General features: G+C 71.5%; 11 protein-coding genes and 1 pseudogene. 5 read left to right on the forward strand and 7 right to left on the reverse strand.

Translation table 11 applies throughout. The features are described 5' to 3' along the window. Positions 1 to 1014: 1014 nt before the first annotated feature. The 3 genes and pseudogenes from ACFHWU_RS12820 to ACFHWU_RS12830 all read right to left on the reverse strand — a co-directional run. Positions 1015 to 9993, reverse strand: a pseudogene (locus ACFHWU_RS12820) (toxin glutamine deamidase domain-containing protein); the annotation flags it as partial. A 135-nt stretch (positions 9994 to 10128) separates the two neighbouring features. Further along, positions 10129 to 10470 carry a hypothetical protein gene (locus ACFHWU_RS12825; RefSeq protein WP_416590648.1) on the reverse strand — a complete coding sequence of 114 codons (342 nt, stop codon included), beginning with the start codon at positions 10468 to 10470 and terminating at the stop codon, positions 10129 to 10131. Beyond that, positions 10467 to 10859 carry a YbaB/EbfC family nucleoid-associated protein gene (locus ACFHWU_RS12830; RefSeq protein ID WP_416554040.1) on the reverse strand — a complete coding sequence of 131 codons (393 nt, stop codon included), beginning with the start codon at positions 10857 to 10859 and terminating at the stop codon, positions 10467 to 10469. Before ACFHWU_RS12830 ends, ACFHWU_RS12825 begins: the two co-directional genes overlap by 4 nt. 176 nt (positions 10860 to 11035) lie before the next feature. Between ACFHWU_RS12830 and mycP the strand changes: the two genes are divergently transcribed. Beyond that, positions 11036 to 12343, forward strand: a complete 1308-nt coding sequence (mycP, locus tag ACFHWU_RS12835) for a type VII secretion-associated serine protease mycosin (protein WP_416590678.1) — start codon at positions 11036 to 11038, stop codon at positions 12341 to 12343. A 9-nt stretch (positions 12344 to 12352) separates the two neighbouring features. Here the strand turns inward: mycP and ACFHWU_RS12840 are convergent, their stop codons facing one another. The 3 genes from ACFHWU_RS12840 to eccB form a co-directional block, all read right to left on the reverse strand. Then, complete coding sequence (locus ACFHWU_RS12840; protein ID WP_282232770.1) at positions 12353 to 12637, reverse strand: WXG100 family type VII secretion target; 285 nt, start codon at positions 12635 to 12637, stop codon at positions 12353 to 12355. A gap of 14 nt (positions 12638 to 12651) precedes the next feature. Continuing rightward, positions 12652 to 12975, reverse strand: coding sequence for a WXG100 family type VII secretion target (locus ACFHWU_RS12845; protein ID WP_416554038.1), 324 nt, complete (start codon positions 12973 to 12975; stop codon positions 12652 to 12654). A 196-nt stretch (positions 12976 to 13171) separates the two neighbouring features. Beyond that, positions 13172 to 14587: a type VII secretion protein EccB gene (eccB, locus tag ACFHWU_RS12850; RefSeq protein WP_416554036.1), complete on the reverse strand. Its 1416-nt coding sequence runs from the start codon at positions 14585 to 14587 to the stop codon at positions 13172 to 13174. 124 nt (positions 14588 to 14711) lie between these two features. On the opposite strand from eccB, the gene ACFHWU_RS12855 reads away from it, so the two are divergent. Continuing rightward, positions 14712 to 15473 (forward strand): SUKH-3 domain-containing protein, encoded by a 762-nt coding sequence (locus ACFHWU_RS12855; protein WP_416590649.1) that lies wholly within the window; start codon positions 14712 to 14714, stop codon positions 15471 to 15473. Here the strand turns inward: ACFHWU_RS12855 and eccD are convergent. Beyond that, positions 15463 to 16848 carry a type VII secretion integral membrane protein EccD gene (eccD, locus tag ACFHWU_RS12860; RefSeq protein ID WP_416590650.1) on the reverse strand — a complete coding sequence of 462 codons (1386 nt, stop codon included), beginning with the start codon at positions 16846 to 16848 and terminating at the stop codon, positions 15463 to 15465. The genes ACFHWU_RS12855 and eccD overlap by 11 nt on opposite strands. 126 nt (positions 16849 to 16974) lie before the next feature. Here eccD and eccCa point away from each other — a divergent pair, with 126 nt between their 5' ends. The 3 genes from eccCa to ACFHWU_RS12875 all read left to right on the forward strand — a co-directional run bounded on the left by eccCa (position 16975) and on the right by ACFHWU_RS12875 (position 23229). Next, positions 16975 to 20934: a type VII secretion protein EccCa gene (gene eccCa, locus ACFHWU_RS12865; RefSeq protein WP_416590651.1), complete on the forward strand. Its 3960-nt coding sequence runs from the start codon at positions 16975 to 16977 to the stop codon at positions 20932 to 20934. A gap of 77 nt (positions 20935 to 21011) precedes the next feature. Further along, positions 21012 to 21608 carry a hypothetical protein gene (locus tag ACFHWU_RS12870; protein ID WP_416568083.1) on the forward strand — a complete coding sequence of 199 codons (597 nt, stop codon included), beginning with the start codon at positions 21012 to 21014 and terminating at the stop codon, positions 21606 to 21608. Positions 21609 to 21639: 31 nt separating this feature from the next. Next, positions 21640 to 23229 carry a hypothetical protein gene (locus ACFHWU_RS12875; RefSeq protein ID WP_416590652.1) on the forward strand — a complete coding sequence of 530 codons (1590 nt, stop codon included), beginning with the start codon at positions 21640 to 21642 and terminating at the stop codon, positions 23227 to 23229. Positions 23230 to 23256 lie beyond the last annotated feature (27 nt).

Here is a 23256-nt window from a genome sequence, read left to right on the forward strand (position 1 = left end):
CCCGCTGCTGATCAGCAGGCCGACCGCTTCGGCATGCAACTGGGCGACCTGGGCCGGGTCGGCGTGCCGGCCGGTGCCGGCCTGCGTCAACTGGTCGGCGACGGTACGCAGCTCCGCCAGCCGGCCGATGTCCCGGGCGGTCAGCTGCCGCTGTCCGTCACCTTCGGGCCGGGCGCCTTCGGCGAGCGCGGTCGTCGCATCGGTACGCAGCCCGTCGGCCCGATCCTGGGCGATGGCATCCACTTCGGCCAGTGCGGCGGCGACTGCCCGCCGGACATGGTCGGCGGAGGCCCGATCGGACACCCGTACGGTCGCCCCGTCGGCGTGCGTCGCGATGGTGGCGACGGGTGCCATCGTCGTACCGGGCGGCAGCGAGGTCACGGCGAGGGTGACGGTCACCGGCCCGGCCGGGGTGTCGAGGGTGACCGTGCCGGCGTCCGGGTCGGCGACCGCACCGGCCGGCAGCAGTCCAGTGTCGAGCGCGTCGCGTACCGCCGCAGCGACCGCGACCGGGTCGGCGGCGTGCAGCGCACCGCCGAAGGTCGTCCCGGCGGCGGCGCTGACCAGTCCGTCCGGCGCGGCGCTGAGCGACCCGTCCGGCCCGGCGGTGGCTAGTGGTTCGGCTCCGGCTGGTCCGTCAGTGGCCACACCTGGCGGCCGGTCGTCCGGCCCGCCCGGCGGGCCGCCGCGTACTCCTGCATGATGATCGATGGCGGCATGCTCCGGTGGGCCGTCACCGTCCCGTCGTGGTCTATCACCCAGTTCCCCTGGCCCAGACCCAGCCCCTGAGTTCGTTCCGTCTGCGAAAGGATTTCCCTCGCCACCCAGCCGAACTCGAACTCGTGCAGCGCTATCCGGTTCGGCGTCCCGACCAGCCGCTGGATCAGCTCCTGCGCTTCGTCCCGAGTCACTGTTGGTCCCTCCCCGTGCCGTCGGCGCATCCATCGACCACAACGTGTGCGTCGCCGCCAGGTACTCGGCGGGCGGCTGCGTCGCGGTTCCGCCGTACTGCGGATCCCACCACACCGGCCCGTCGGCCCCGTACGGGTAGACGATCAGGAACGCGTGCGAGCCGGCCGCCTGCGCGTTTCCGTCGGCGTCCAGGTGCAGCCGTCCGGTGTCCTGGTCGAAGCTCAGCCAGTCGGCGACGACCAGGGCTGCACTACCTGGGCCGGCCGCCGCCACCCGCTGCTGTAACTGCGCGTACTGCTCGGCGACCGCCGCCACCCGGTCCACCGGTGTCCCCGGCAGGTCCGCCGGCGGACCGACCCACTCCCCGCCCAACCACTCCTCGGCCCGGCTGATCCCGTCGGCCTCACCCGTGACCCGGTCGATCGTCCCGTCGCCCGCCCGGTCCGGCCAGCGCGGCAACGACACCATCGGCCGACCAAGAAACGTCGACAACCCCGCCAACGAACAATCCATACAATTGTTGCCCCGACCCGACCGCCCCGGACCACCATCATTCACCAACCCACCAAACGGATGCGACGACGGATCCGCACCCACCACAAACCCACCACCCGACCACAACACCGCCTCAAGATCAGCCTGAAAACCCACCTCCTCCAACGGCGCCAAATGCAACGGACCAACCGGGCGCGGCCCCGACAGCCCATCGGCGCCGGCGACTACACCGGAGCTTCCGTCAGTTACTCCGGCGCCTCCGTCAGCTACTCGGTTTCCGGCGAGTCCGTCTCCGGCCACACCTGCCGACCCGAGATCCGCCCCTCCCGACGCTCCGCCGCGTACCGGCCGATCGTCACCGGTACCGGCAGACTGCCGTGCACCGTCACCGTCCCGTCCCGGTCGATGATGTAGCTCCCCAGGCCGACCCGCATCCCGGTGCCGCGTTCCTGCGGACTCAGGATCTCCTGCGCCAGCCAGCCGAACTCGAACTCGTGCAGCGCCATCCGATTCGGTGTCCCGACCAGCCGCTGGATCAGCTCCTGCGCTTCGTCCCGAGTCACTGTTGGTCCCTCCACCCGCTGCCGGCGCATCCATCGACCACAACGCATGGGTGGCGGCGACGATGTGCGTCGGCGGCACCGGCCACGTCTGGCCGTCCTGCGGATCCCACCACACCGGCCCGTCGGCCCCGTACGGGTAGACGATCAGGAACGCGTGCGAGCCGTCGGCCAGGGCGTTGCCGTCGGCGTCGACCTGCACCTGCCCGGTACGCTCGTCCACACTGAGCCAGTCGGCAACAACCAGGGCGGCACTACCCGGCCCGGCCGCCGCCACCCGATCCTGCAACTGCGCGTACTGCCGGGCGACCGCCACCGCCCGCTCCTGCGGCCCACCTGGCAGGTCCGCCGACGGACCGACCCACTCCCCGCCCAACCACTCCTCGGCCCGGTCGACACCGGCCGCCTCGCCGGTCTGCCGGTCGACGGCGCCGTCCGGCAGGATGTCCGGCCAGCGCGGCAACGACACCATCGGCCGACCAAGAAACGTCGACAACCCCGCCAACGAACAATCCATACAATTGTTGCCCCGACCCGACCGCCCCGGACCACCATCATTCACCAACCCACCAAACGGATGCGACGACGGATCCGCACCCACCACAAACCCACCACCCGACCACAACACCGCCTCAAGATCAGCCTGAAAACCCACCTCCTCCAACGGCGCCAAATGCAACGGACCAACCGGACGCGAGCCGGCCAGCGGCGCATCGCCGCCCGCCACGGGTACGGCCCGGTCGGCTACTCCGGTGGCGGGCCCGGCTCCGGCCACACCTGCCGACCCGAGATCCGGCCCTGCCGACGCTCCGCCGCGTACTCCTCGACCACCACCGTCGCCGGCAGGCTCGGCTGGGCGGTCACCACGCCCGTCAGGTCCACGATGAAGCTCCCCTGACCGATGTGCATCCCGGCTCGCCGCTCCTGGGTCGACAACTCCTCCCGGACCAGCCAGCCGAACTCGAACGGATACATCTCGATCGGGTTCCTGCTGCCCGGCAGTCTGCCGATCAGTGCTCTGGCCTCGTCCGCGGTCATCGACGACCCCTCCCTGCTCCGGCGATGTCGACGACTCACCTGCGGCATTCGCCGACGCCAGGGTCGTTGACCCGGTATCGCGGCCCGCACCGGACACCGGCCGGGTGCCGGTCAGGTCGGGCTGGCCTCCCGGCAGATCCGGGTCAACTCCGCCTCGCTCGGCAACGACACCGCCGTGAAGTGATGCGTCACCGACTCCGCCATCACCCGATCGACGAGCCTGGTCTGCTCCAGGTCCGGCGTCGAGTAGAGAAACGCCGCTGCTACGTCCGGACGGAAGTTCCACCTCTGCGTCGGGCGATCCCAGATCACGGCCTGCACCGGTCCGCGCTCTTGAGCCAGCGCGAGCACGTTCGCCGGAGTCCCATCCAGCTCCCCTGGCGGGTACATCAGATAGTAGATGAATGTCATAGTCAGCCGAGACCCTCCCTTGCGCTATCTGATCGGCAAGTCCCACGAAGTCCACCTGATCGAGACCGAGACGGCCAGCAAACTCCGAAAACGTGATTCCTTGCCCATTCAACCATATCGCGAAATCACTGGCAACGTTGCGCCACCTAGAATCACTTATCCATTTTGCAAATCCATTTTGGATCGAACTTCCGTAAGTTTCAGAAATCAGTTCCAGGCCGCCCGGAAGTTGCGACGACAGCCCAGTCGATTTGTTCATTATTAGAATATTTAGAAACGCTTCAACCCTGCTCTCGGATGACCGAACAGGATCTCGGACGACCTCGTACCAACCGTGGGTCTGCTTACCAACTAGCCAGCTTCGCTTCGTCGGGAACTGGACCTCGAATACGCGACCACTGGGAGATACAAGAACAGTGTTCAGCCCATAAAACCTGTTCCCCGGATTCCAATAGGACTTGACCTGTTGAACCTCATATCCCCGACCAACCAGGCCATCCAACGTCTCATTAACCGCCGAGCCATAATGTCGCTCTGGCGCCAGGAGCGAAAATCGAACTAGATCACCGACCTTGCCGAGCGCCCCATGTAGATCAAGCCCGATAGGCTCAAATTCCACCTTGAACTTCCGCGCCAATGACTCAGCATGCTTTACCCGATGCTCGAGACCTACTGGCGTAAGCCTCTCCGGCCCGACGAGTCCAATCTCCGCGCCGGCCTCGGCAGCCGCCACAACAAGGTCTGCGAGTACGATATCGGCGTCTTGGCGAGCAGCAAGCAGAGCCGTGGCCAGGAGCTCCCGGTCGCCAGCCGAAAGGCTGTCCAGGTAGGGAATCGGCTCTAAATTCCCGACTGAATCGGACGAAGGGTCGCTTGCGACGAGAGAAGCCGTCAGGTCGGGCTGGCCTCCTGGCAGATCCGGGTCAACTCCGCCTCGCTCGGCAACGGCATCGCCGTGAAGTGATGCGTCACCGACTCCGCCGACACCCGGTCCACTCCTCGAAAGTTGTTGCGCTCCTGGTTCACGAACAGCACTGCTATCGCGACGTCCGGCTGGCAACTCCACTTGGCGGTCGGTCGGTCCCAGGTCACCGCCATCGTCGGGCCCGGATGGTTCGCTAGGGCGATCACGTTCGCCGGGTGGTCCGACGGACGTGTCGGGTGGTACAGCAGGAAGTACTGGAACTCCAAGTCCGCCACCCACATCACCTCTCCGGTCCAGCCCGAACCCGGGCACGTCAGTGTAATCAAGTCCCCGAGCCGTAAGCACGTCGACGAGAGTCTGTTGAGTTGTAGTGAGCCACTCGCCATAGCGCTGCCGAACAGTGTTGTCCGGAGCCGTACCTGAGTCGAGCTTGCCTAGCCACGCCGCAAGTCCATGGAACTTCGCCGGCCCGAACCGGTCTGCCAGAACATCGAGGCCACCGGGTAGCCCGTCGGCCAGTCCGGCCGCCTTGTTCAGCGCGAGAATGTCGAGGAAAGCGTTGACGCGATCAGCCGAATGAGAGTCCCTGTCCCGCAGCACCTCATCCAATCCGTGAGTCGCTTTTCCGACTCGCCAGCTCGCCTCGGTTGGAAACTGAATCTCGTACAGCTGACCCTCAGATGATCGAAGAGCGACATTGAGGCCGTAGAATCTGTTGCCGAGATGCCAGAAGACCTTGCCGGTCACCACTTGATGATGAGCCGACTCAAGGCCGCTGAGGACACGGTCGACCGCGGCACCGTAGGCGGGCCCAACGGGGCTCTGCACGGAGAAGCGGACGACGTCGTTGATCACGGCGAGCGCGGCTGGTATGTCATCGCCAACAGGGCGGTGCTCTGTCACGAACTTTCTGGCCAGCGACTCCGGATCCTTGACCCGATACTCGGTCCCGAGCAGCCTGAGTTCCTGCACACCGGTCAGGTCACCCATCATTCGTAGCCCGACAAGGACGTCGTCCAGCGTTGCCTGGATCGCCTGCGCGCTCTCCCCCGCAGCCGCCACGCCATGCTCCAGCTCCTGCCGCTCGGCGTCGGACAGCCGATCGAGATAGCTCGTCGTATCCGCGGCAGGGCCGCCAGCTATCGGCTGGCCTCCTGGCAGATGCGGGTCAGCTCCGGCTCGCTCGGCAACGGCACCGTCGTGAAGTGGTGCGTCACCGACTCCGCCGTCGCCCGGTCCGCTGCCCGTACGCTGTGGCGCTCCGGGTCGGCGTACAGGATCGACGCCGCCACGTCCGGCCGGAAGCCCCACCTCGACGTCGGACGGTCCCAGATCACCGCCTGGGTCGGCCCGGTGCCGGCCGCCACCGCTATCACGTTGACCGGCGGCCGGGTCTGGTCGTCCGTCCGATACAGCAGGTGGTAGCGGAAGGTCAGGGTCGGCATCTGTGCTTCCTATCGCATCGGGATCGAATCCGGGCAGGTCGGACGGGTCCAATCCTCGCGCAGCCAACTCCTGCCGGAAGCTGCGACTCGGGTCGGCGGCCAGCCAGTCGACGTAGTCCTGTCGCAGGCCGGCCTGGTCCTGCTTGCCGATCCACTTGGCGAAGCTGGTGTCCTTCGGTGGGCCGTACCGCTCGGTCAGCACCGGCATGCCACCGGGCATCCGGCCGGCAATGTCGTGCGCCTTGTTGACGGTGAGGATGTCGAGGAAGGCGTGCATCCGGTCGGCCGGGGTCCGCGCCGGGTCACGCATCACTTCGTACGGACCATGGGTTTGCTTGCCGATCGCCCAGCTGGTGACGGTGGGGAACTGCACCTCGTATGTCCGGCCGGTGGGCGTGACGAGGGTGCAGTTCAGCCCGAAGAACCGGTTACCGGGGTGCCAGAAGCTCTTGACGTCGGTCACCTGGTGGCCGCCGGCGGTCAACGCGTCGAGCACTCCCGCAACCGCCGGCCCGTACGCGTCGGTCTCCGGTGCCCGTACGGAGAACCGCACCACGTCGTTGATCTCGGCGAGCGCCTCCGGGAGGGTGTAGCCCTTCGGCTCGAAGTCGGTGCTGAACTTGCGGGCCAGCGACTCTGCACCTTTGACCCGGTACTCACTGCCCAGCGGGGTGAGCGCGGCGGTGCCGGCCAGGCCAAGATCGGTGTTGAGCCGGTCGCCGATGGTCCCCAGCTCGGCCAGGATCGCATCGGCATCGACCTGGGCGGCGGCCAGCTCGGCGAGCAGCGTGGCCCGGTCGGATTCGGTCAACGCATCCAGGTACGCCGATTCACCGGTCGCCCCGGTCGTCGACACCGCAGTCGTCTGCGGGCCGTCGGCCGGCATCGGATTGCCGTCGGCGTCGAGGACGATCGACCAGACCCCGTCGACCTCGCTGCCGTAGATCGGCGCAGCGTCGGAGACCTGCCGGCTCTGCGCGTCGATCCAGATGATCTGCCCGTCGTGGTTGACGGCGTTCCAGGTGTGCGCGCCGCCGCCGGCCGCAGCGGTCCAGCTGGTGATGATCAGCGCGGCGAATCCGGGGCCGGCGCGCCGCAGCTGGTCGGCGACCGCCTCCAAGCCGGCCGGCCCGCGGCCGGCAGGCGCGAAGGACGCCCCCAGCCACTGTTCCTGACGCCGGGTGCCGGCCGGCTCGGCGGTCACCGACGCGCCGGTCGCCGCCGCGACCTGTGGGTCGCCGTACCAGGTGGCGAGGACGGACAGGCCGACGTCGGCGCAGTTCGTGCCGCGGCCGGGGTTGGCCGGGCCGCCGTCGTTGACCAGCTCCGGCCAGCGGCCGTCGCGCGGGTCGGGGTGCCGGGCCGGACGGCCGTCCGGCCCGACCGGCACCTCGTCGGTCAACGCCTGCTGGTCGGCGGGGTCCGGCGGCACCAGACCCTGCATGTCGCCGGTCGGTCTGGTCTCCGGCAGCGCCCGGCCGTCACCCAACGCGCCGGAATCCGGCGGTACGGTCGGGCCGGGCATCCGTTCGGTGTCCACCACCGGGGTGACGCCGAGTTTTTCCAGCATCGGCCCGCACGACCGGCAGGGTGGTCGGTAGTCGCCATGTTCGTACACCACGTCGACGTCCTGGGCGCGGCGGAACTGGTGGGTGACGATCCGCGCCCCGGCCAGCTCCGATCGGGCGTACGCGGCGAAGTCGCCGATCCGGCCGGCATCCTGCCACTGCCGATCCAGCTGGTAGACCACATCGGACACCATGGCGACCTCGGCGCACCGCCCGTGCCCGCTGCCGACCCGGCTGACCTGCTGAGCGACCTCGGCGAGCACTGTCTCGACCAGCGGGTGCGGCGTCGGCTGGGTGGCCGGGTCGGTGCTCTGGTCGGCGGTCATGCTGCTGTGTGTGGTGAGCTGCCCGCTGCGGGTCATCAACGCGCCGACCACGCCCGGCCGTTTACCCATCGAGATCTGTTCGCCCTGGGTGGCCTGCTGCTGGTGCCGGGTCACCGCACCCGTGACGGCGTCGACCAGGGCCCGGGACGCGTCGATGAGCGCCTGGTCGGCGTCCGTGCTGTTCGGATCGCCGTCGAACCGGACCGGGTCCAGCTGCCAACTGTGCGTACCGGTGCCGGTAGGGCCGGCCGACCGCTGCAGGGTCTGCGGGTCGACGGTGGTGCCGGCGGACGGTTGCCGGGGCGCCGGGCCGACCGGCTGGTCCGGGCCGCCGGTGGTCGCGGCCGGCGGCGCGGACGCCGGTGGGCCGATCGGCGGCAGTACCGGCGGCGTCGGGCTGGTCGTCGTGGTCGGGCTGGTCGCGGCCGACGCCGACCCCGTCGTGGTGGTCCCGGTCGGGGTGCCGACCGACTGGCCGGGCTGAGCCGGTACGGCTGGTGCGGCGACGGCCGGCCCGAAGCTGACCGAGCCGGCGGAGGGCCCGGCGGTAGGTCCGGCCACCGGCGCCGGTGGCCGGACCGGCGCCGAGGTGGTGCCGGTCGACGAGCTCCGTGGAGCAGCCGTGGGGTTGCCACCGGCCGTTGACGCCGCCGCCGCGGCCTGGGCAGTCGTCTGGGCTCCGGACTGAGCCGGCCCCGACGTGGCCGTCGTCGCCGGTGTAGACGTCGCAGCCGATGTCGACGTCGAACCCGGTGTGGGCGGGGAGCTCTGCGGCCCGGCTGCGATCACGGCCGGAGCCGCCGCCTGCGCTGAGATACCTACCCCGGCCGGGGCACCGACGACGACCTGTACCGGCGGCCCGTCGTCCGCCCGCGTCGGCCCTACACCGTCCGGCGCCGTGACGTCCGGCGCCGTGACGTCCGGCGCCGTGACGTCCGGCGAGGCTGTGCTGGTCAACGGCGCGTCGGTCAACCGCGCGTTCGCCGGGCTGGCGGTGTCGCCCACGCCGACCGCCGCCGGCTGACCCGAGGTGACCACCGGTGGAGGCTCGGCACCAACAGTCGGTTGGATGCCGGGTTGGTCGACGACCGTCGGGGCCGCCTGGGTCGTCGGGGCGTCCTGCGTGGTCGGGGCCAACGAGATGGAGCCGGCCCCGGAATCCGGTACGGTCTGCGGCGTCGGGTCAGCCGTGACCGGCGCCGGGACGGCGGTACCCGTACCGCTGGCCGGGTCGGACCCGGTCGCGCCGAGGTCGAGCCCGGCGGCGTCCACGCTCGTCACCGGAGCAATGCCGGCCAGGTCGACGGTGCCGGGCACGCCGGCCGGCGGCGCGACACCACCCAGCCGGTTGGCCCAGCCGGCGGCCGTGCTGCCGGCGGAGGACGCCGCCATGGTGGCACCACCCCGACCGGCACCGCTGGTAAAACCGCCGAGCGCCCCCTGCCAGCCGGGGCTGGTCCACTGCTGGTTGACGGCGAGGTTCGCGGCGACGCTGGCCGCCGGGGAGATGACCGCGTTCTGCAAGCCGGCGGCGACCGACCGGCCGCCCCAGCGAACGACGCCAGCGGCCCGGAAATTCATTGCCGGCGGCCGGAACGACACCGGCACCCGAGGCGCGACCGTGTTACGCAGCAGCCGGTTGCCGCCGAAGCCGAGCATGCCGCCGAACGCGCCGCCGACCCCGGCGGTGAGGGTCCGCCGGCCGTCCCAGTCGTCGCGGTTGCCCTGGGCGACCTGGAACGCCTGGGCGCCGATGTCGATGATCAGCTCTTCGCCGATCTCCTGAGCCAGCTCGATGCCCAACTGGGTGCCGAGCCGCTGGGCGCCGGTTTGGGTGACGTGCGTGGTGGCGATCCTGGCCGAACCCTGCAGCGCGGCCCGCATCCCGGCCTGGGTGAGCAGCTGCCGGCCGAGCTGGGCCAGCAGCCGGCGGAACGCGACGGTGACCGCCTGCCGGCCGGCGGCGAGGATGCCGGGGATGGCACCGGCGGAGACGCCGCCCAGCCAGGCCATCAGCAACGCCACGAACACCGCGATCACCGTGATGGCCACCGCGATGAGAATCGTCAGCTTCGCGTACTCGATCTCGCTGGCCGCGGTGTCACAACCGTTCGCGAAGGCGGCGGCGGCCTTCTGCAGGACCGGCAGCCCGGTGTTGGGGCCGACCCCGACCTGCTGCCAGAAGTTGGCGAACTCGGCGCCCGCGTCGCCGCCCCAGCTTTCGATGACCCGCAGCGCGGCCGGGTCGGCGTCGGCCAACGCGACCCGTACCACCTCAGCGAGCTCACGCCAGGCGGCGGCGAGCTCACGCATCTGGTCCTCGTCGCCGGTGGGCCACGCCTCACCGGCGCTCACCCAGGTGACGGCATCCCAGACCCACCCGTACTCGCCGAACCACTCCCGGGGATTGATGATCGCCACGTCGTTGGCCCTCCGACAGCGACCGGGCTACCTGCCGCCGCCGAAGCTGTCGCCGACCGCGCCGTCGTCGGCGACCGTGCCGTCGACCGAGGAGACGATCCGGAGACCGGTGTCGGCGAACGCGGCGATGAGATCGTCACCGGCGTCCAGGGTCACCTTCGCCGGGGCCTCGTCACCGCCGTCCAGGTAGTGCTCGTTGAACGTCCGCCCGGCCTCGTCGTCGCCCCACGGTCGGGCCTCGTTGAGCGCCCGGATGCTGCCGGTGACGCGGGACCACTCGGCGGCCAGTGACTCGGCCGCCGCGCCGAGCGCGTTGCCGGCCGGGCGGGCCCGGTCGGGGTTGAGGAAGGTCTGCTGCGGCTCGGTCATTTCCGGTCACCCCCGGGCAGGTCGGTGTCGAGCTGGCGGAAGATGCCTTCAAGATCGAAGTCCATGTGTGCCTGGAACTGTGCGTCGGGCACCAGCGGCCGGCAGATCCGCTCCACTTCGGCCATCGCCTGAGCGGTGGCGGCCCGGATGGTATCGGTGACCGTGGTGGACAGCTGCGCGGCGTTCGGCCGGCGGTAGATCCGCGGGTCGAGCTCCACCTTGGTGACCTGTCCTCTCGGCCCGACCGTCACGGTGACGAGCCCGTCGTCGGAGGTGACGGTGGCCGACACCGCCCGCAGCTGCTGCTGCAGGTCGGCGGCGCCGGAGCGCATCCGGTCGAACTGTGTCATCAACTCGTCGGCGCGGGCGCGCAGGCCGTGCACGTCCATCGTGTCCCTCCCCGTCGCCGCGTCACACCGGGCGCTGCCGGGCACTGAGTGGGCGTCGCCAGGCACCGCCGGTGAAGCGTCATGACGACGATACTGAATGTGTGCCAGCCGCACGAGCCCGCTGGTCGCCGCAGCTGGATTAGGATGTCGGGCGGTACGGGAGGTCTGGAGGTCAGCTGATGCGGTCACCGACCCGGCTGCTGGCCGTCGCGTTGGGCGTACTGCTGACCGGCGCGCCGAGCGTCCTGCCGGTCGTCGCGGCGGTGCCGGCGTCTGCTGCCCCGGGCAGTTGCCGTAGCCCTGCCGACCCCGGTCCGGTGATCCCTCAGATTTCCTGGCATCAGCGCTGGTTGGCGCCCGAACGCGGCTGGCCGGTGACCGACGGGTCGGGGGTACGGGTCGCGGTGATCGACTCCGGGGTCGACGACGACCACCCACAACTGTCCGGTCAGGTGGCTGCCGGCTTCGACCTGACCGGCGTCGAGGTCAACGGCACGGTGGACTGCGCCTCGCACGGCACCGCCGTGGCCAGCCTGATCGCCGCCACCAGGGTGGACGGCGTCGGCTTCCACGGCATCGCCCCAGGGGTGACGATCGTTCCGATCCGGGTCACCGAGCGGATCCAGGCGCGGCAGGACGGCTCCGCCTCACCGGCGGACCGGCTGGCCGAGGCGATCGACCTCGCGGTGGCCAGCGACGCGAAGGTGATCAACATGTCGCTGACCATGTACCGCGCGGACCCGGCGGTACGGGCCGCGGTCGAGCGCGCCGTGCGGGCTGACGTGGTGCTGGTGGCCGCCGCCGGCAACAGCCACCAGCAGGGCGCGCCGCCGGATCCGACGCCGTACCCGGCGGCGTTCGACGGGGTGATCGGCGTCGGGGCGATCGACGAGAACGGCGTACGGCTGGCGGATTCCCAGGTCGGTGACTACGTGGACCTGGTGGCGCCGGGTGGGGCGGTGGTGGCGGCGACCCGGGTGTCCGGGCACCAGGTGGTCGCCGGCACCAGCTACGCCACCCCGGTGGTGAGCGCGACAGCGGCGCTGCTGCGGGCCGCCGAGCCGGATCTGTCGGCGGCCGATGTGGCCCGGCGGCTGACGGCGACGGCGGATCCGGCATCCGGCGGCCGGTCGGCGGGCTACGGCCACGGGGTGGTCAATCCGTACCGGGCGGTGACCGAGCGGTTGACGGCGGGCGAGCCGGTCGGCGCGCCGGCGCTGCCGACGGTCGTGCCGGATGTCGCCGCGGCGCAGCGGGCAGCTCGCTGGCAGCGGCTGACCCGGACCGCCGTGGCGGTCGCCGCCGGTACGGCGTTGCTGATCCTGGTGGTCGCGGTGACCGTGGCGGCACTGCCAAGTGGCCGACGCCGCCGCTGGCAGCCGACCCGGCGGATGGTCGACCGCAGCGGCGCGGCGTCGCAAGGCGGTACGCGCACCGATCCGCAGGAGGCGTACTTCGTGGTGCCCGGACCGGCTGGTCGGTGACCGAGTCGTCTACTCGAACTTGGCCCGGTTGGCCGCCTCGCGTGCCTGCATTCGTACGGCCGCTTCGCGCAGCGCCTTCTCGATCCGGTTGAGCAGGTCCTTGAGGTCGTTGGCGGCAGACTCCCACTCCGCCTGCCGGGTCAGGTACGCGGTCTGCGCGTCACCCTCCCAGGTCGCCACCAACGGCTGGATGCCGGTCTTGAGGCCGTCGAGCTCTTGAATCATGTTCTTGGCCGCGGTGCCGCAATTGTCGGCGGCGTTGTTCAGCGCGGCGAAATCGTAGCGGATGTCCATCTCGATCCCTCCGGTCAGAGCTTCAGCGCCGCAGTGATCTGGCCGGCGGTCGCCCCCGCCGAATCCATCTCGGATTTGATCTCATCGTCGCTGACTTCGTAGTCCTTACCCGCCGAACCGACCGCCTCGGCGATCGACCGCAACGCCAGGTTCAGCCGCGCCATGTCCTCGTCGAACGCCTGACGCACCTGCTGGAACGAGCCGGCACCGATGCCCTTCCACTGGTCGTAGAGCGGCATGAGCTGGTCCATCAACTGGTTCAGGTTGCCGGTCAGCCGGTTCGCGACGTCATCGACGTCCTTCTCGGTCTGAACCATCAGCCCGGTATTGGTGTTCATCCCGGTCATGGTGGTCTTCACCCCGTCCTCTGGTGGGATGCCCCGCAATCCGAGGGGCGGTGCCGCATGGTGCGCGGACGCACCATCTGTCAACGGAAACGGTAGTTCCTTGTGTCCAGTGACGCCAGACCGATACCGGTCGATCAGGACGGTCCGACCGCCACCCGCCCGCCGTCCCTCAATCCACAATAGCCGGTCAAGCTGGTCGTCGGGCCGCCGCCGGTTCCAGCGCCGGCCCGCCCGGCAGCCGCACCACCAGGCTGGCGGGTAGTCGTACCGGCTCCACCTCTGGGTAGCCGAGCATCGCGGCGACCGCCCGGTCCGCCAGTGGATAGCGGACGCCGAGGTCGGTCACCAGGGTCAGGGTGCCGGCCGGGGCGTCCGGCGCGGGCATCGACTCGACCAACGCGCCGTGGCCGGGCTCGATCACCACCCGGTCCGCCAGCGGTACGCCGTCGGCGGTGCGCGCCGGGGTGACGATCGCCTGCGTCGGCGGCTCGACCTGCGCGTCGACCAGCACCTGCGGCTGGTGGCTGCCGGGCGGATAGCCGGCGCAGACGCTCTGCCGGCCGTCGGTCAGCCGCAGAATGTCCGGTCGGCGCTGCGGCGACCGGGCGCCGGTCTCCCCGGACTCGACCGCCCGCGGCGCGCCGACCACGGTGGCGGCGGCAACCGGCCGCGCGGTCGGCGGTTCGCCGCCGTACGCGTCCCGGGTGCCCGGATCGGCGAGCAGCACCTCGGCCTGCAACTCGGTCAGCGGTGCCAGCCGGTCCCGTTCGGCAAGGTAGTACTGCCGGTCGCCGGTCTGGTTCTCGACCACGTAGATCTCGCCGGTGACCGCGTCCGGCAGCGCGGTCGACGGCTCGCCCCGGCCGGGCACCGGCCGGCTGCCGATCGGCTCCGCGGCCGGCAACGCGTTCAGCCAGGCCCCGCCGACCAGCACGACCGGCTCGGAGCGCAGGGCCAGGCCCTCCAGGACGATGTCCTCGTCGACCAGTTCGTGCCGCTGGTCCCGCCAGATCAGCTGCAGGTGCCCGGTGTCGGCGTCGCGGACCAGCAGCGCCCCGTCGTCGGTGGGCCGGCCACCGAGCGGCGGCCGGCCGACGGTCAGCACCGTGGTGGTCACCAGCTCACCGGACTCGTCCCGGACGGCCTGGGAGCACAGTGTCCACCCGCCGGTCAGCATCCGCTTCGCGTCGGGCAGCGCGTCCGGTGCGTCCGGGATGCCGATCCGAGGGCCACGGGGCGTACCGGCCAGGGAGTTGCGTGACACGTCGGTCACCGGGGCGAAGGACTCCAGCGCCAGCAGCGCCGAGGCGTAGTTGACCACCGGATGCAGGTGCCCCTCGCGGTAGAGGTACCTGGTGCCGGTCTCCCTCTCCAGGATCACCGAGGCGCCGTCCTGCCAGCTGGTCGCTCCACCGGGGACGATGAAGCCGAAGACGCCGACCGCGCCGAGGCACAGCACCGCCACCATGACCCCGCCGAGGCCCGCGCCGCCAAGCCGCTGAAACGGGGCGACCGCCGGATCCGGGTCCCTCGCCACCAGCGCGGACGTCATCCGCTGGACGAAGAACTGGTACGACTGGACCTGGTCGCGCCGCGACGGCATGCCTGGCTTCCTTCCACCCGTCAGCGCCGCACGGCTGCACCACCACGCGGCGTGCTGCCTACCATAGGGTCCGGTGACGACGGCGTACCGTGGGGTCTCGCCCGCAGCCCGGAGGGAAACATCGATGCTCGGTCGCGACGAGGCGCTGGACCTGGCCCGCCAATGGGCGACCGAGCACGGCGCCGGCACCGACGAACGGATCGGCCTGCACGAGTTCGAGCACGGATACGTCGCCTGGCTGATCCCCACCGACGACGCGGGAAGTCGGACGGCCGGGCCGCCGACCGGTTCCGGGTCGCCGCGGATCGTGATCGACCGGGAGTCCGGCGAGGTCAGCCAGTGGCCGCCGGTCCCGGTGACGGTCGTCGCCGAGCAGTACGCCGCCGCCCGGGCCGCCGACCGCCGATTCCCGCCGGACGTCCGGCCGGTGCTGGAGGCCGCCGGCTGGTTCCCCGGCCGGGACGTCTCCGCGATGGTCGACCAGTGGGCCGCCCGGTGGGCGGGTGAACTCGACGGACTGGTCATGGCGCCGGTCGCCCGCGCGGCGCTGACCGAGTTCGGCGGGCTGACCATAGCCCAGTTCGGCTCGGACGGCACCGCCGACGCCGGCTTCCCGACCTTCGTCCACCCGGTACGCAGCGGCTTGGTCACCGAGGAGGCCCGGGTCTTCGTCGACGAGTACGACCATCCGGTGTTCCCGCTCGGCGGCAACTCGGACGGCCCCGCCGAGCTGGTCGTCGACGCCGCCGGCCGGGTCGTCCTGCTGCACTGGGCCGGCTACCAGTACGTCGCCGACGACGTCGACACGGCACTGATCCGGCTGGTCCGGGGCGGCCCGTTCCCGCCGCTGCGGCCGGAGCAGCTCGCAGCCGGAGTCAGCCGTTGATCGCCCGCATGAAGCCGTACAGGCCGAGCACGGCGCAGGCCACCGGCACCACGGCCAGCTGCAGCACCACGTCCAGCCCGTCGCCGAGCCGGGCCAGCCGGGGCGTCGGCGGGCGTCGGCTGTAGACCATCCCGGCCGCCAGCACCAGCGCCACCACCAGCAGCACCACGGGCAGCAGGGCCAGCCGGGTACCGGCCGCCATCCCACCCGTACCGGTCAGGGTCAGCAGACCGACGCCGACCAGGCCGCCGGCCAGCAGCGGCACCCGGTGCCGGATGGTCGAGACCAGCCGGGCCCGCAGCAGCTGACCGGCCGTCACCACCGCGACCAGCAGCACCGCGCCGACCGTCGCCGACAGGGTCAGCACCGCTGACCCGGCGGCAGCGACCACGGCCGCACCGAACATCAGGCCGGTCAGCACCTCGTCGGCGCGGGCCGTCGCCCGGTAGATCTCCGCCCGGTCCGGCTGCGGGTCGTCGCGGACCAGGTCCTCGGCGGTACGCGGCAGCGCCGGCATCGGCAGTTTGCCGGCCCGGACCGAGATCAGCGGCAGCGCCGGCAGCAGCAGGGTCACCACGGCCACCAGCACCGCTGCGGCGCGCGGCCCGTCCAGCGACCCGACGGCCAGCACCGCCCCGGTCGTCCCGCTGACCCCGGCGAAGATCGCCGCCACGAAGACCCGGCCGGCGTCCCCGACGCCCAGCATGCCGAGCACCCCGGTCAGGGTCAGCGCCGCCGAACCGACCAGCAGATGCGGTGCCCCCAGATCGGTGACCGGTTCGCCGCCGGCCAGCGACACCGCGCCGCCGACGAACGCGTACGGCAGGGCCAGGGCGGCGAGCACCGCGCCGGCCAGCGAGTCGGCCATCGCCCGGGACAGCAGCACGCCGACCGCGACGAGGACGGCTGCGGTGCCGAGCAGGGCCGCCCCGGCGGCCACCCCGGTGCCGCCGGCGATCACCACCGCGACCAGGGCGAGCAGCAGCAGAACGGCACCGGTCAGCAAACCGGTCAGCCGGGTGGCGGCCGGCGTCCAGGACAGTCCGCGCCGGCGGGCACCGGCGGCGATCGCCTCCATCAGGTCGTCGTAGGCCAGCTCCGGCCACTCGGTACGGCGGGGCAGCAGATGCAGCGTCTCGCCGTCGCGGACCTGCTGCGCGGCGAGCGTACGGTTGAGGTCCAGGGTGGATCCGTTGGTACGCCGCAGCGCCCAGCCGCCGTCGGCCGTACCGTCGGAGGGGTTCTCGTCGGCCTGCCGCAGCACCGCCGGGAGCAGCCCGACCAGCGGCAGGTGTTCGGGCAGGGCGAGGTCGATGCGTCGGGTCGGCGCCACGACGGCGATCCGGGCGAGTCCGGTTCCGGCCTGGGTGACCACTGCTGACTCCTCATCAAGCCCGCGCGGGCTGTCCTGACTCGAGAAGGCTACCTACCATGTGCCGGTGCCGTCGGTGCCGGTAGTGACCCGGTGTTCGGGTGTGACGACGACGGGGAGGGTCGATCCGTGGGTACGGTGGTGATACGGCGTCCAACGCGCCGACCCGAGCCGGAGTACCCGTCCGGCGAGGTTCTGCTCGATGCGCCGCCCGAAGTGCCGGCGCCAACCGGCCGGACCTGGGGGCAGCTGATGATGCTGCTGCCGATGCTGGCCGGGTCGGTCGCGATGGCGCTGATGTACGCCGGCCGGGGCGGATCGACGCTCAGCTACGTCGCCGGTGGACTGTTCGGGCTCTCCGCGCTCGGCATGCTCGCCACCCAGTTGTCCAACCAGGCGGGTGGGCCGAGCCGGCAGGAGATGGCGCAGCGGCGGCGCGAGTACCTGGCGCATCTGTCGCGGCAGCGTCGTCGGGTGCTGCGGACCGTACGCCAGCAGCGGGAGGCCACGTTCTACCGGCACCCGGACCCGCAGACGCTGTGGTCGGTGCCGGTCGGTCCCCGACTGTGGGAACGCCGCCGCGGCGACCCCGACTTCGCCACCGTACGGGTCGGTCTCGGGCCGCAGGAGCTGGCGACGCCGCTGATCCCACCGCCGCCGACCGCGCTGGAAAAGCTGGAACCGATGTGCGCGTTGGCGCTGCGCCGGTTCCTGACCAGCTACGCCACTGTTCCGCAGTTGCCGGTGGACATGGCGCTGCGCGGCTTCGCCCGGGTGCATCTGCGCGGCGACCCCGACCCGGTCCGCGCCCTGGTCCGGGCGGTGATCGCCCAAGCCACCGCGTTCCACGCGCCGGACGACATGCTGGTGGCGATCTGCCCGGCCCCGACCCGGCGGGAGCACTGGGAGTGGGTCAAGTGGCTGCCGCACGCGCTGCACCCGACCCGCACCGATGCGACCGGCGCGCTACGGCTGGTGTCGTCGACGGTGACCGGGTTGGAAGCGATGCTCGACGACATGCTCGCCAACCGCCCCCGGTTCAACCTGGCCGGCGGCGGCTCCGCCACCACCTCCGGCCCGCACCTGCTGGTGGTGCTCGACGGCGGTGACCCGGCCGGCTCCGATCACCTGATGACCGACGGCGGCGTGGAGGGGGTGACCATCGTCGACCTGTCCGAGCCACCGCCCCGGGTGCTCGACCGGGCCCGGCTGGTGCTCGATGTCGCCGCCGACGGGTCGATGGCCAGTGTCACCCTGGACGGCCGAGCGCAGATCGGCACCGCCGACACCTGCACGATCGCCGAGGCGGAGACGTTGGCGATGGAGCTGGCGCCGCTGCGACTGTCCGCCGCGTCCCGGGGCGAGCAGCCGCTGCACCTGGAGCAGGACCTGGCCGACCTGCTCGACCTGGGCGACCCGTACGAGTTCGACGTGGAGCGGGCGTGGACGCCCCGGCCGAACCGGGACCGGCTGCGGGTGCCGCTCGGGCTGACCCCGGACGGCACCCCGGTCGAGCTGGACCTCAAGGAGTCCGCGCAGGACGGCATGGGCCCACACGGCCTGCTGATCGGCGCCACCGGCTCCGGCAAGTCGGAGCTGCTGCGCACCCTGGTGCTGGCGCTCGCCGCCACCCACTCGTCGGAGACGCTCAACTTCGTGCTGATCGACTTCAAGGGCGGGGCGACGTTCACCCGGCTGGACAAGCTGCCGCACACCAGCGCGGTGATCACCAACCTCTCCGACGAGCTGCCGCTGGTCGACCGGATGACCGACGCGATCAACGGCGAGCTGGTCCGCCGGCAGGAGCTGCTCCGCTCGGCCGGCAACTACGCATCGCAGCGTGACTACGAGAAGGCCCGGGCGGCCGGGGCGCCGCTGGAGCCGATGCCGGCGCTGCTGATCATCTGTGACGAGTTCTCCGAACTGCTGACCGCCAAGCCGGACTTCATCGACATGTTCGTCCAGATCGGTCGGGTCGGCCGGTCGTTGAGCGTGCATCTGCTGCTCGCCTCGCAGCGGCTGGAGGAGGGCCGGCTGCGCGGACTGGACACCCACCTGTCGTACCGGATCGGCCTGCGGACCTTCTCCGCGATGGAGAGCCGGGTGGTGCTCGGCGCCACCGACGCGTACGAACTGCCCCGCTCCCCCGGCCACGGCTACCTACGGTTCGGCACCGAACCGCTGGTACGGTTCCGGGCCGCGTACGTCTCCGGCACGTACCGCAGCAAGACCGCCGAGGCGGTCGCCGCCGGCGACGGCGACGACCGGGTCCAGGAATACACCACCCAGTACGTCGCACCCCGGCTGCCGGCCGACGCCCGCCAGCCCGGGCCCGAACCGGCCGACACCACAACCGGCGAGAGCCTGCTCGACATCCTGGTCAGCCGGCTCACCGGCCGCGGCAAACCGGCCCACCAGGTGTGGCTGCCGCCGCTCGGCGCTCCGATGACCCTCGACCAGCTGCTCTCGCCGCTGGTCGCCGACCCGGAACGCGGCATCACCGCGGCCAGCCCGACCCTGCAGGGCGAGCTGCGGGCCGCTGTCGGCCTGATCGACAAGCCGTTCGAGCAGCGCCGCGACGTGCTCTGGCTGGAGCTGGGCGGCTCTGCCGGGCACACCGTCGTCGTCGGCGGCCCGCAGAGCGGCAAGAGCACCCTGCTGCGTACGGTCGTGTCGTCGCTCGCCCTCACCCATACCCCACGCGAGGTGCAGATCTACTGCCTCGACCTGGGCAGCGGCGCGCTCACCGCGCTGCGTGACCTGCCGCAGGTCGGCGGGGTCGCCACCCGGCTGGACGCCGGGCAGGTCCGCCGGACCATCGCCGAGCTGCGGCTGCTGATGGCCCAGCGGGAACGCCGGTTCGCCGAGAACCGGATCGACTCGATGGCCACCTACCGGCGGGAACGCCGGCACGGCGGGCACACCGACGACCCGTTCGGCGACGTGTTCCTGGTGATCGACGGCTGGGCGGCGGTACGCGCCGAGTTCGAGGACCTGGAGCCGGCGATCAACGACATCGCCAACCGGGGGTTGTCGTTCGGCGTCCACCTGGTAATCAGCGCCGGCCGGTGGATGGACCTGCGACCGGCGGTACGCGACGTCTTCGGCACCCGGCTGGAGCTGCGCCTCGCCGACGCCAGCGACTCCAACCTGGACCGGCGGGCGGCGATGAACGTGCCGGACAAGTCGCCCGGCCGGGGCATCACCCCGGACGGCATGCAGTTCCTCGCCGCGCTGCCCCGCACCGACGGCGACGCCGACGCCGGGACCCTCGCCGACGGTGCCCGGCGGTTCGTCACCGACGTCGCCGCCGCCTGGCAGGGCCCGGGTGCGCCACCGGTGCGGCTGCTGCCGGCCGTGGTGCCGTACGAGTCGGTGCCGGACACCGGACGCCCCGGCGTGCCGATCGGCATCGCCGAGGTCGACCTGCAGCCCGTACACCTGGACCTGGGCACCGATCCGCACTTCATCGTCTTCGGCGACGGCGAGTCCGGCAAGAGCAGCTTCCTGCGGGCGCTGGCCCGGGGCATCACCGACCGCAACGATCTGACCCAGGCCCGGCTCATCGTCGTCGACTACCGGCGCAGCCTGCTCGGCGACATCAGCGAAAAACACCAGATCGGGTACGGCACCTCGGCGGACGTCACCGCCGGCATGCTGACCGAGGTGGTCAATGTGATGCGTGACCGGCTGCCCCCGGCGGACGTGACCCCGGAGCAGCTGCGTACCCGCAGCTGGTGGCGGGGCCCCGACCTGTACATCCTGGTCGACGACTACGACCTCGTCGCCGGTGGCGGCGGCAACCCGCTGCTGCCGCTGCTGGAGTTCCTGCCGCAGGCCCGTGACATCGGGCTGCACCTGGTGATCGCCAGGCGCAGTGGCGGCGCCAGCCGGGCCCTGTACGAGCCGATCCTGATGCGACTGCGCGAGCTCAGCTCGCCGGGCCTGGTGATGTCCGGCAGCCGCGACGAGGGGGTGCTGCTCGGCAACGTCCGGCCCGGCCCGCTGCCGCCGGGGCGGGGCTGGCTGGTCACCAGGCGGGAAGGCACCCGGCTGGTCCAGTTGCTACATTTACCGTCCACATCGTGACTCTCGGTCTACGACAATTGCAGTGACGCGATAGTTTTGTGGATGCCGATACGCGCATGCGGCCTGGGGGAGGGATCATGGCGGACGACAGCTGGCTGGTCAACGAGACGATCGACGTCGATATCGAGCAGCTCGACGACTTCGCCCAGTGCGTGATGGCCGAGTTGCGGCTCAACTTCCAGCCGAGCCTGGCAAGCGGCATCAACCACATGCTCACCATCCCGGTGCCGTTCGGCGGGTCGGGGATGTCCGAGGGCCGGTTCTTCCAGGGCCGGCACGACGAGAACCGTAAGGCGGCTACTCTGCTGCTCGGCGAGGTGGCCAAGGGCCTCGCCTCCCTGGCGACCGCCGCCAAGTCGATCTCCGCCGAATACCTCGACGGCGACGCCCTGGTCGCGGCCGACCAGATGACCATTTACACCGCATTCTCCAATCTAGAAGGCGGCGAGACGCTCGACGATCTCTGGCAAGATCCGGAGAGCGGCGTCGAGGATCCGAGTCTGGTGGTCGATCCGGACGAGGAAAGCTCCTCCTACGCCCCCGAGGCGGCCGACCGGGACCTGTCGCTGTACGAGGCCGAGACGATCGGTGAGGGCGACGGTGCCTACGACATCCGCGCCGACGACGAGGACATGCACGACGATGAGCTCGACAGCCCGTCGGCCGAGCACTGAGCAGCGCGGATAGCGACGTCGAGGAGCGGGGATGTCTGACGAGTACTTCGGCTGGCAGCCGGTGTCGATCCCGTACGTGAACGCCGGGAACGACTACGTCGTCCACGACTACTCGGACCCGAACCAGCGCTACGAACCCACCGTCTGGGACAAGGAGACGACCAACATCGAGACGATGTGGGGTTGGATCCAGAACGAGAGCGACGAGCGGGTGATCGCCGTCGCCGACATGTGGCACCGGATCGGCGTGCTGCTCGACAGCACCCGCACCAACCTGCAGCGGTACGCGACGGCGCTGGCTGCCAAGTGGCAGTCACCGGCCGGTGAGTACTTCATGCAACGGGTGGGCGCCACCCTCTACTCCCTCGACGAGTGGAAGGAGGCCGCCGACAGCAACCGCCGTGGCCTGGAGCAGTTGGCCGGCAAGATCGAGTCGACCCAGCAGGAGTTCCGCAGCCTCTGGGAGCAGTACACCGTGGAGGCGGCCGACCCGGACAACGGCCTGCAGTGGTCCGACACGTACGACTGGATCCCGGGCACCACCGGCCGGACCCGCAAAGACGTGATGGACGACTACTTCGAGCGTGCCCGGGACATCATCAAGCCGTTGGCCGACATGTACATCGATGTGTACCTGAGCCACATCACCCGGGGCACCACCTTCCGGGGCCCGACCGACGCAGCGGTGGTTGACCCGTCGGTCGCTTTTCCCGGCGGCCCCGGGGCACCGCCGCCCGGCGCACCGCCGGGTGGTGCGCCGGGCGCACCGCCCCGGCCGGAGTTCGCGGGGCGTGGCGAGCCGCCCACCGCTCCCGGGCTGGGCCGGGACACGCCGTCCCCCACACCACCACCGCCGGTGCCGGACGGGCTGCACCTGGCTGGGGGCACCGTCTCCCCGCCGACCGCGCCTCCCCCGGTGCCCAACCTCCCGCAGACCGGTGCCGGCCCGGCGCCGAGCCCGCCACCGGCGGTAGTGCCACCCGGCGTCACCCCCGGGCCACGACCAGGGGCACCGGGGGGCAACCGACCCGGAGCACTGCCGCCGGGTGCGAACCGCCCGAGTTCTCCGCTCCGGCCGGCGCTGCCCGGGGCCGGTGGTCCGCCGCCGAACAACCCGGCCAGCCGACGTCCGGCACCGCAGCGCCCGTCGCTGCCCGGCAGCACCGGACCCACGCCGGGTGGCTCCCGGCCGCCGGGGCCGAGCGGCCGCCCGGCCGGCGGCGGCACTGGCCGGCCGGCCGCCCCGCCGCCCAGCCTGGGCGGCCCACGAAGCCGCCCCGCCGCCCCGACCACCGGCGCTGCCCGGCTACCGCAGCCGGCCGCACCCGGCTCCGCCGGTCGGCCGGCCCCGGCTGCTCCACGGCTGTCCGGCCGGGCCGGGCCGACGAAGCCCGGCGGGGTCGCCAAGGGCCCGGGTCCGGTGCTGGGCGGGCAACGCGGCCCCGGCCCGGCCAGCGGCACCGGTCGCACCAGCCGCAGGACCGACGACCGGCAGCAGACCTGGGAGTACGGCGACGGTGACGACGAGCTGTGGCAGATTGACCCGGCGGCTCCCGGCACCATCGACACCCCCGACGAGAAGCCGCCGCAGCAGCAGGTCCGGAGCCTGGGCCAGCGATGAGGCCGGCAGACGGCCGAGCTGAGCCGG

This window comes from Micromonospora sp. LOL_015 (assembly GCF_048060275.1).
In the GTDB taxonomy this organism is placed as follows: domain Bacteria; phylum Actinomycetota; class Actinomycetes; order Mycobacteriales; family Micromonosporaceae; genus Micromonospora_E.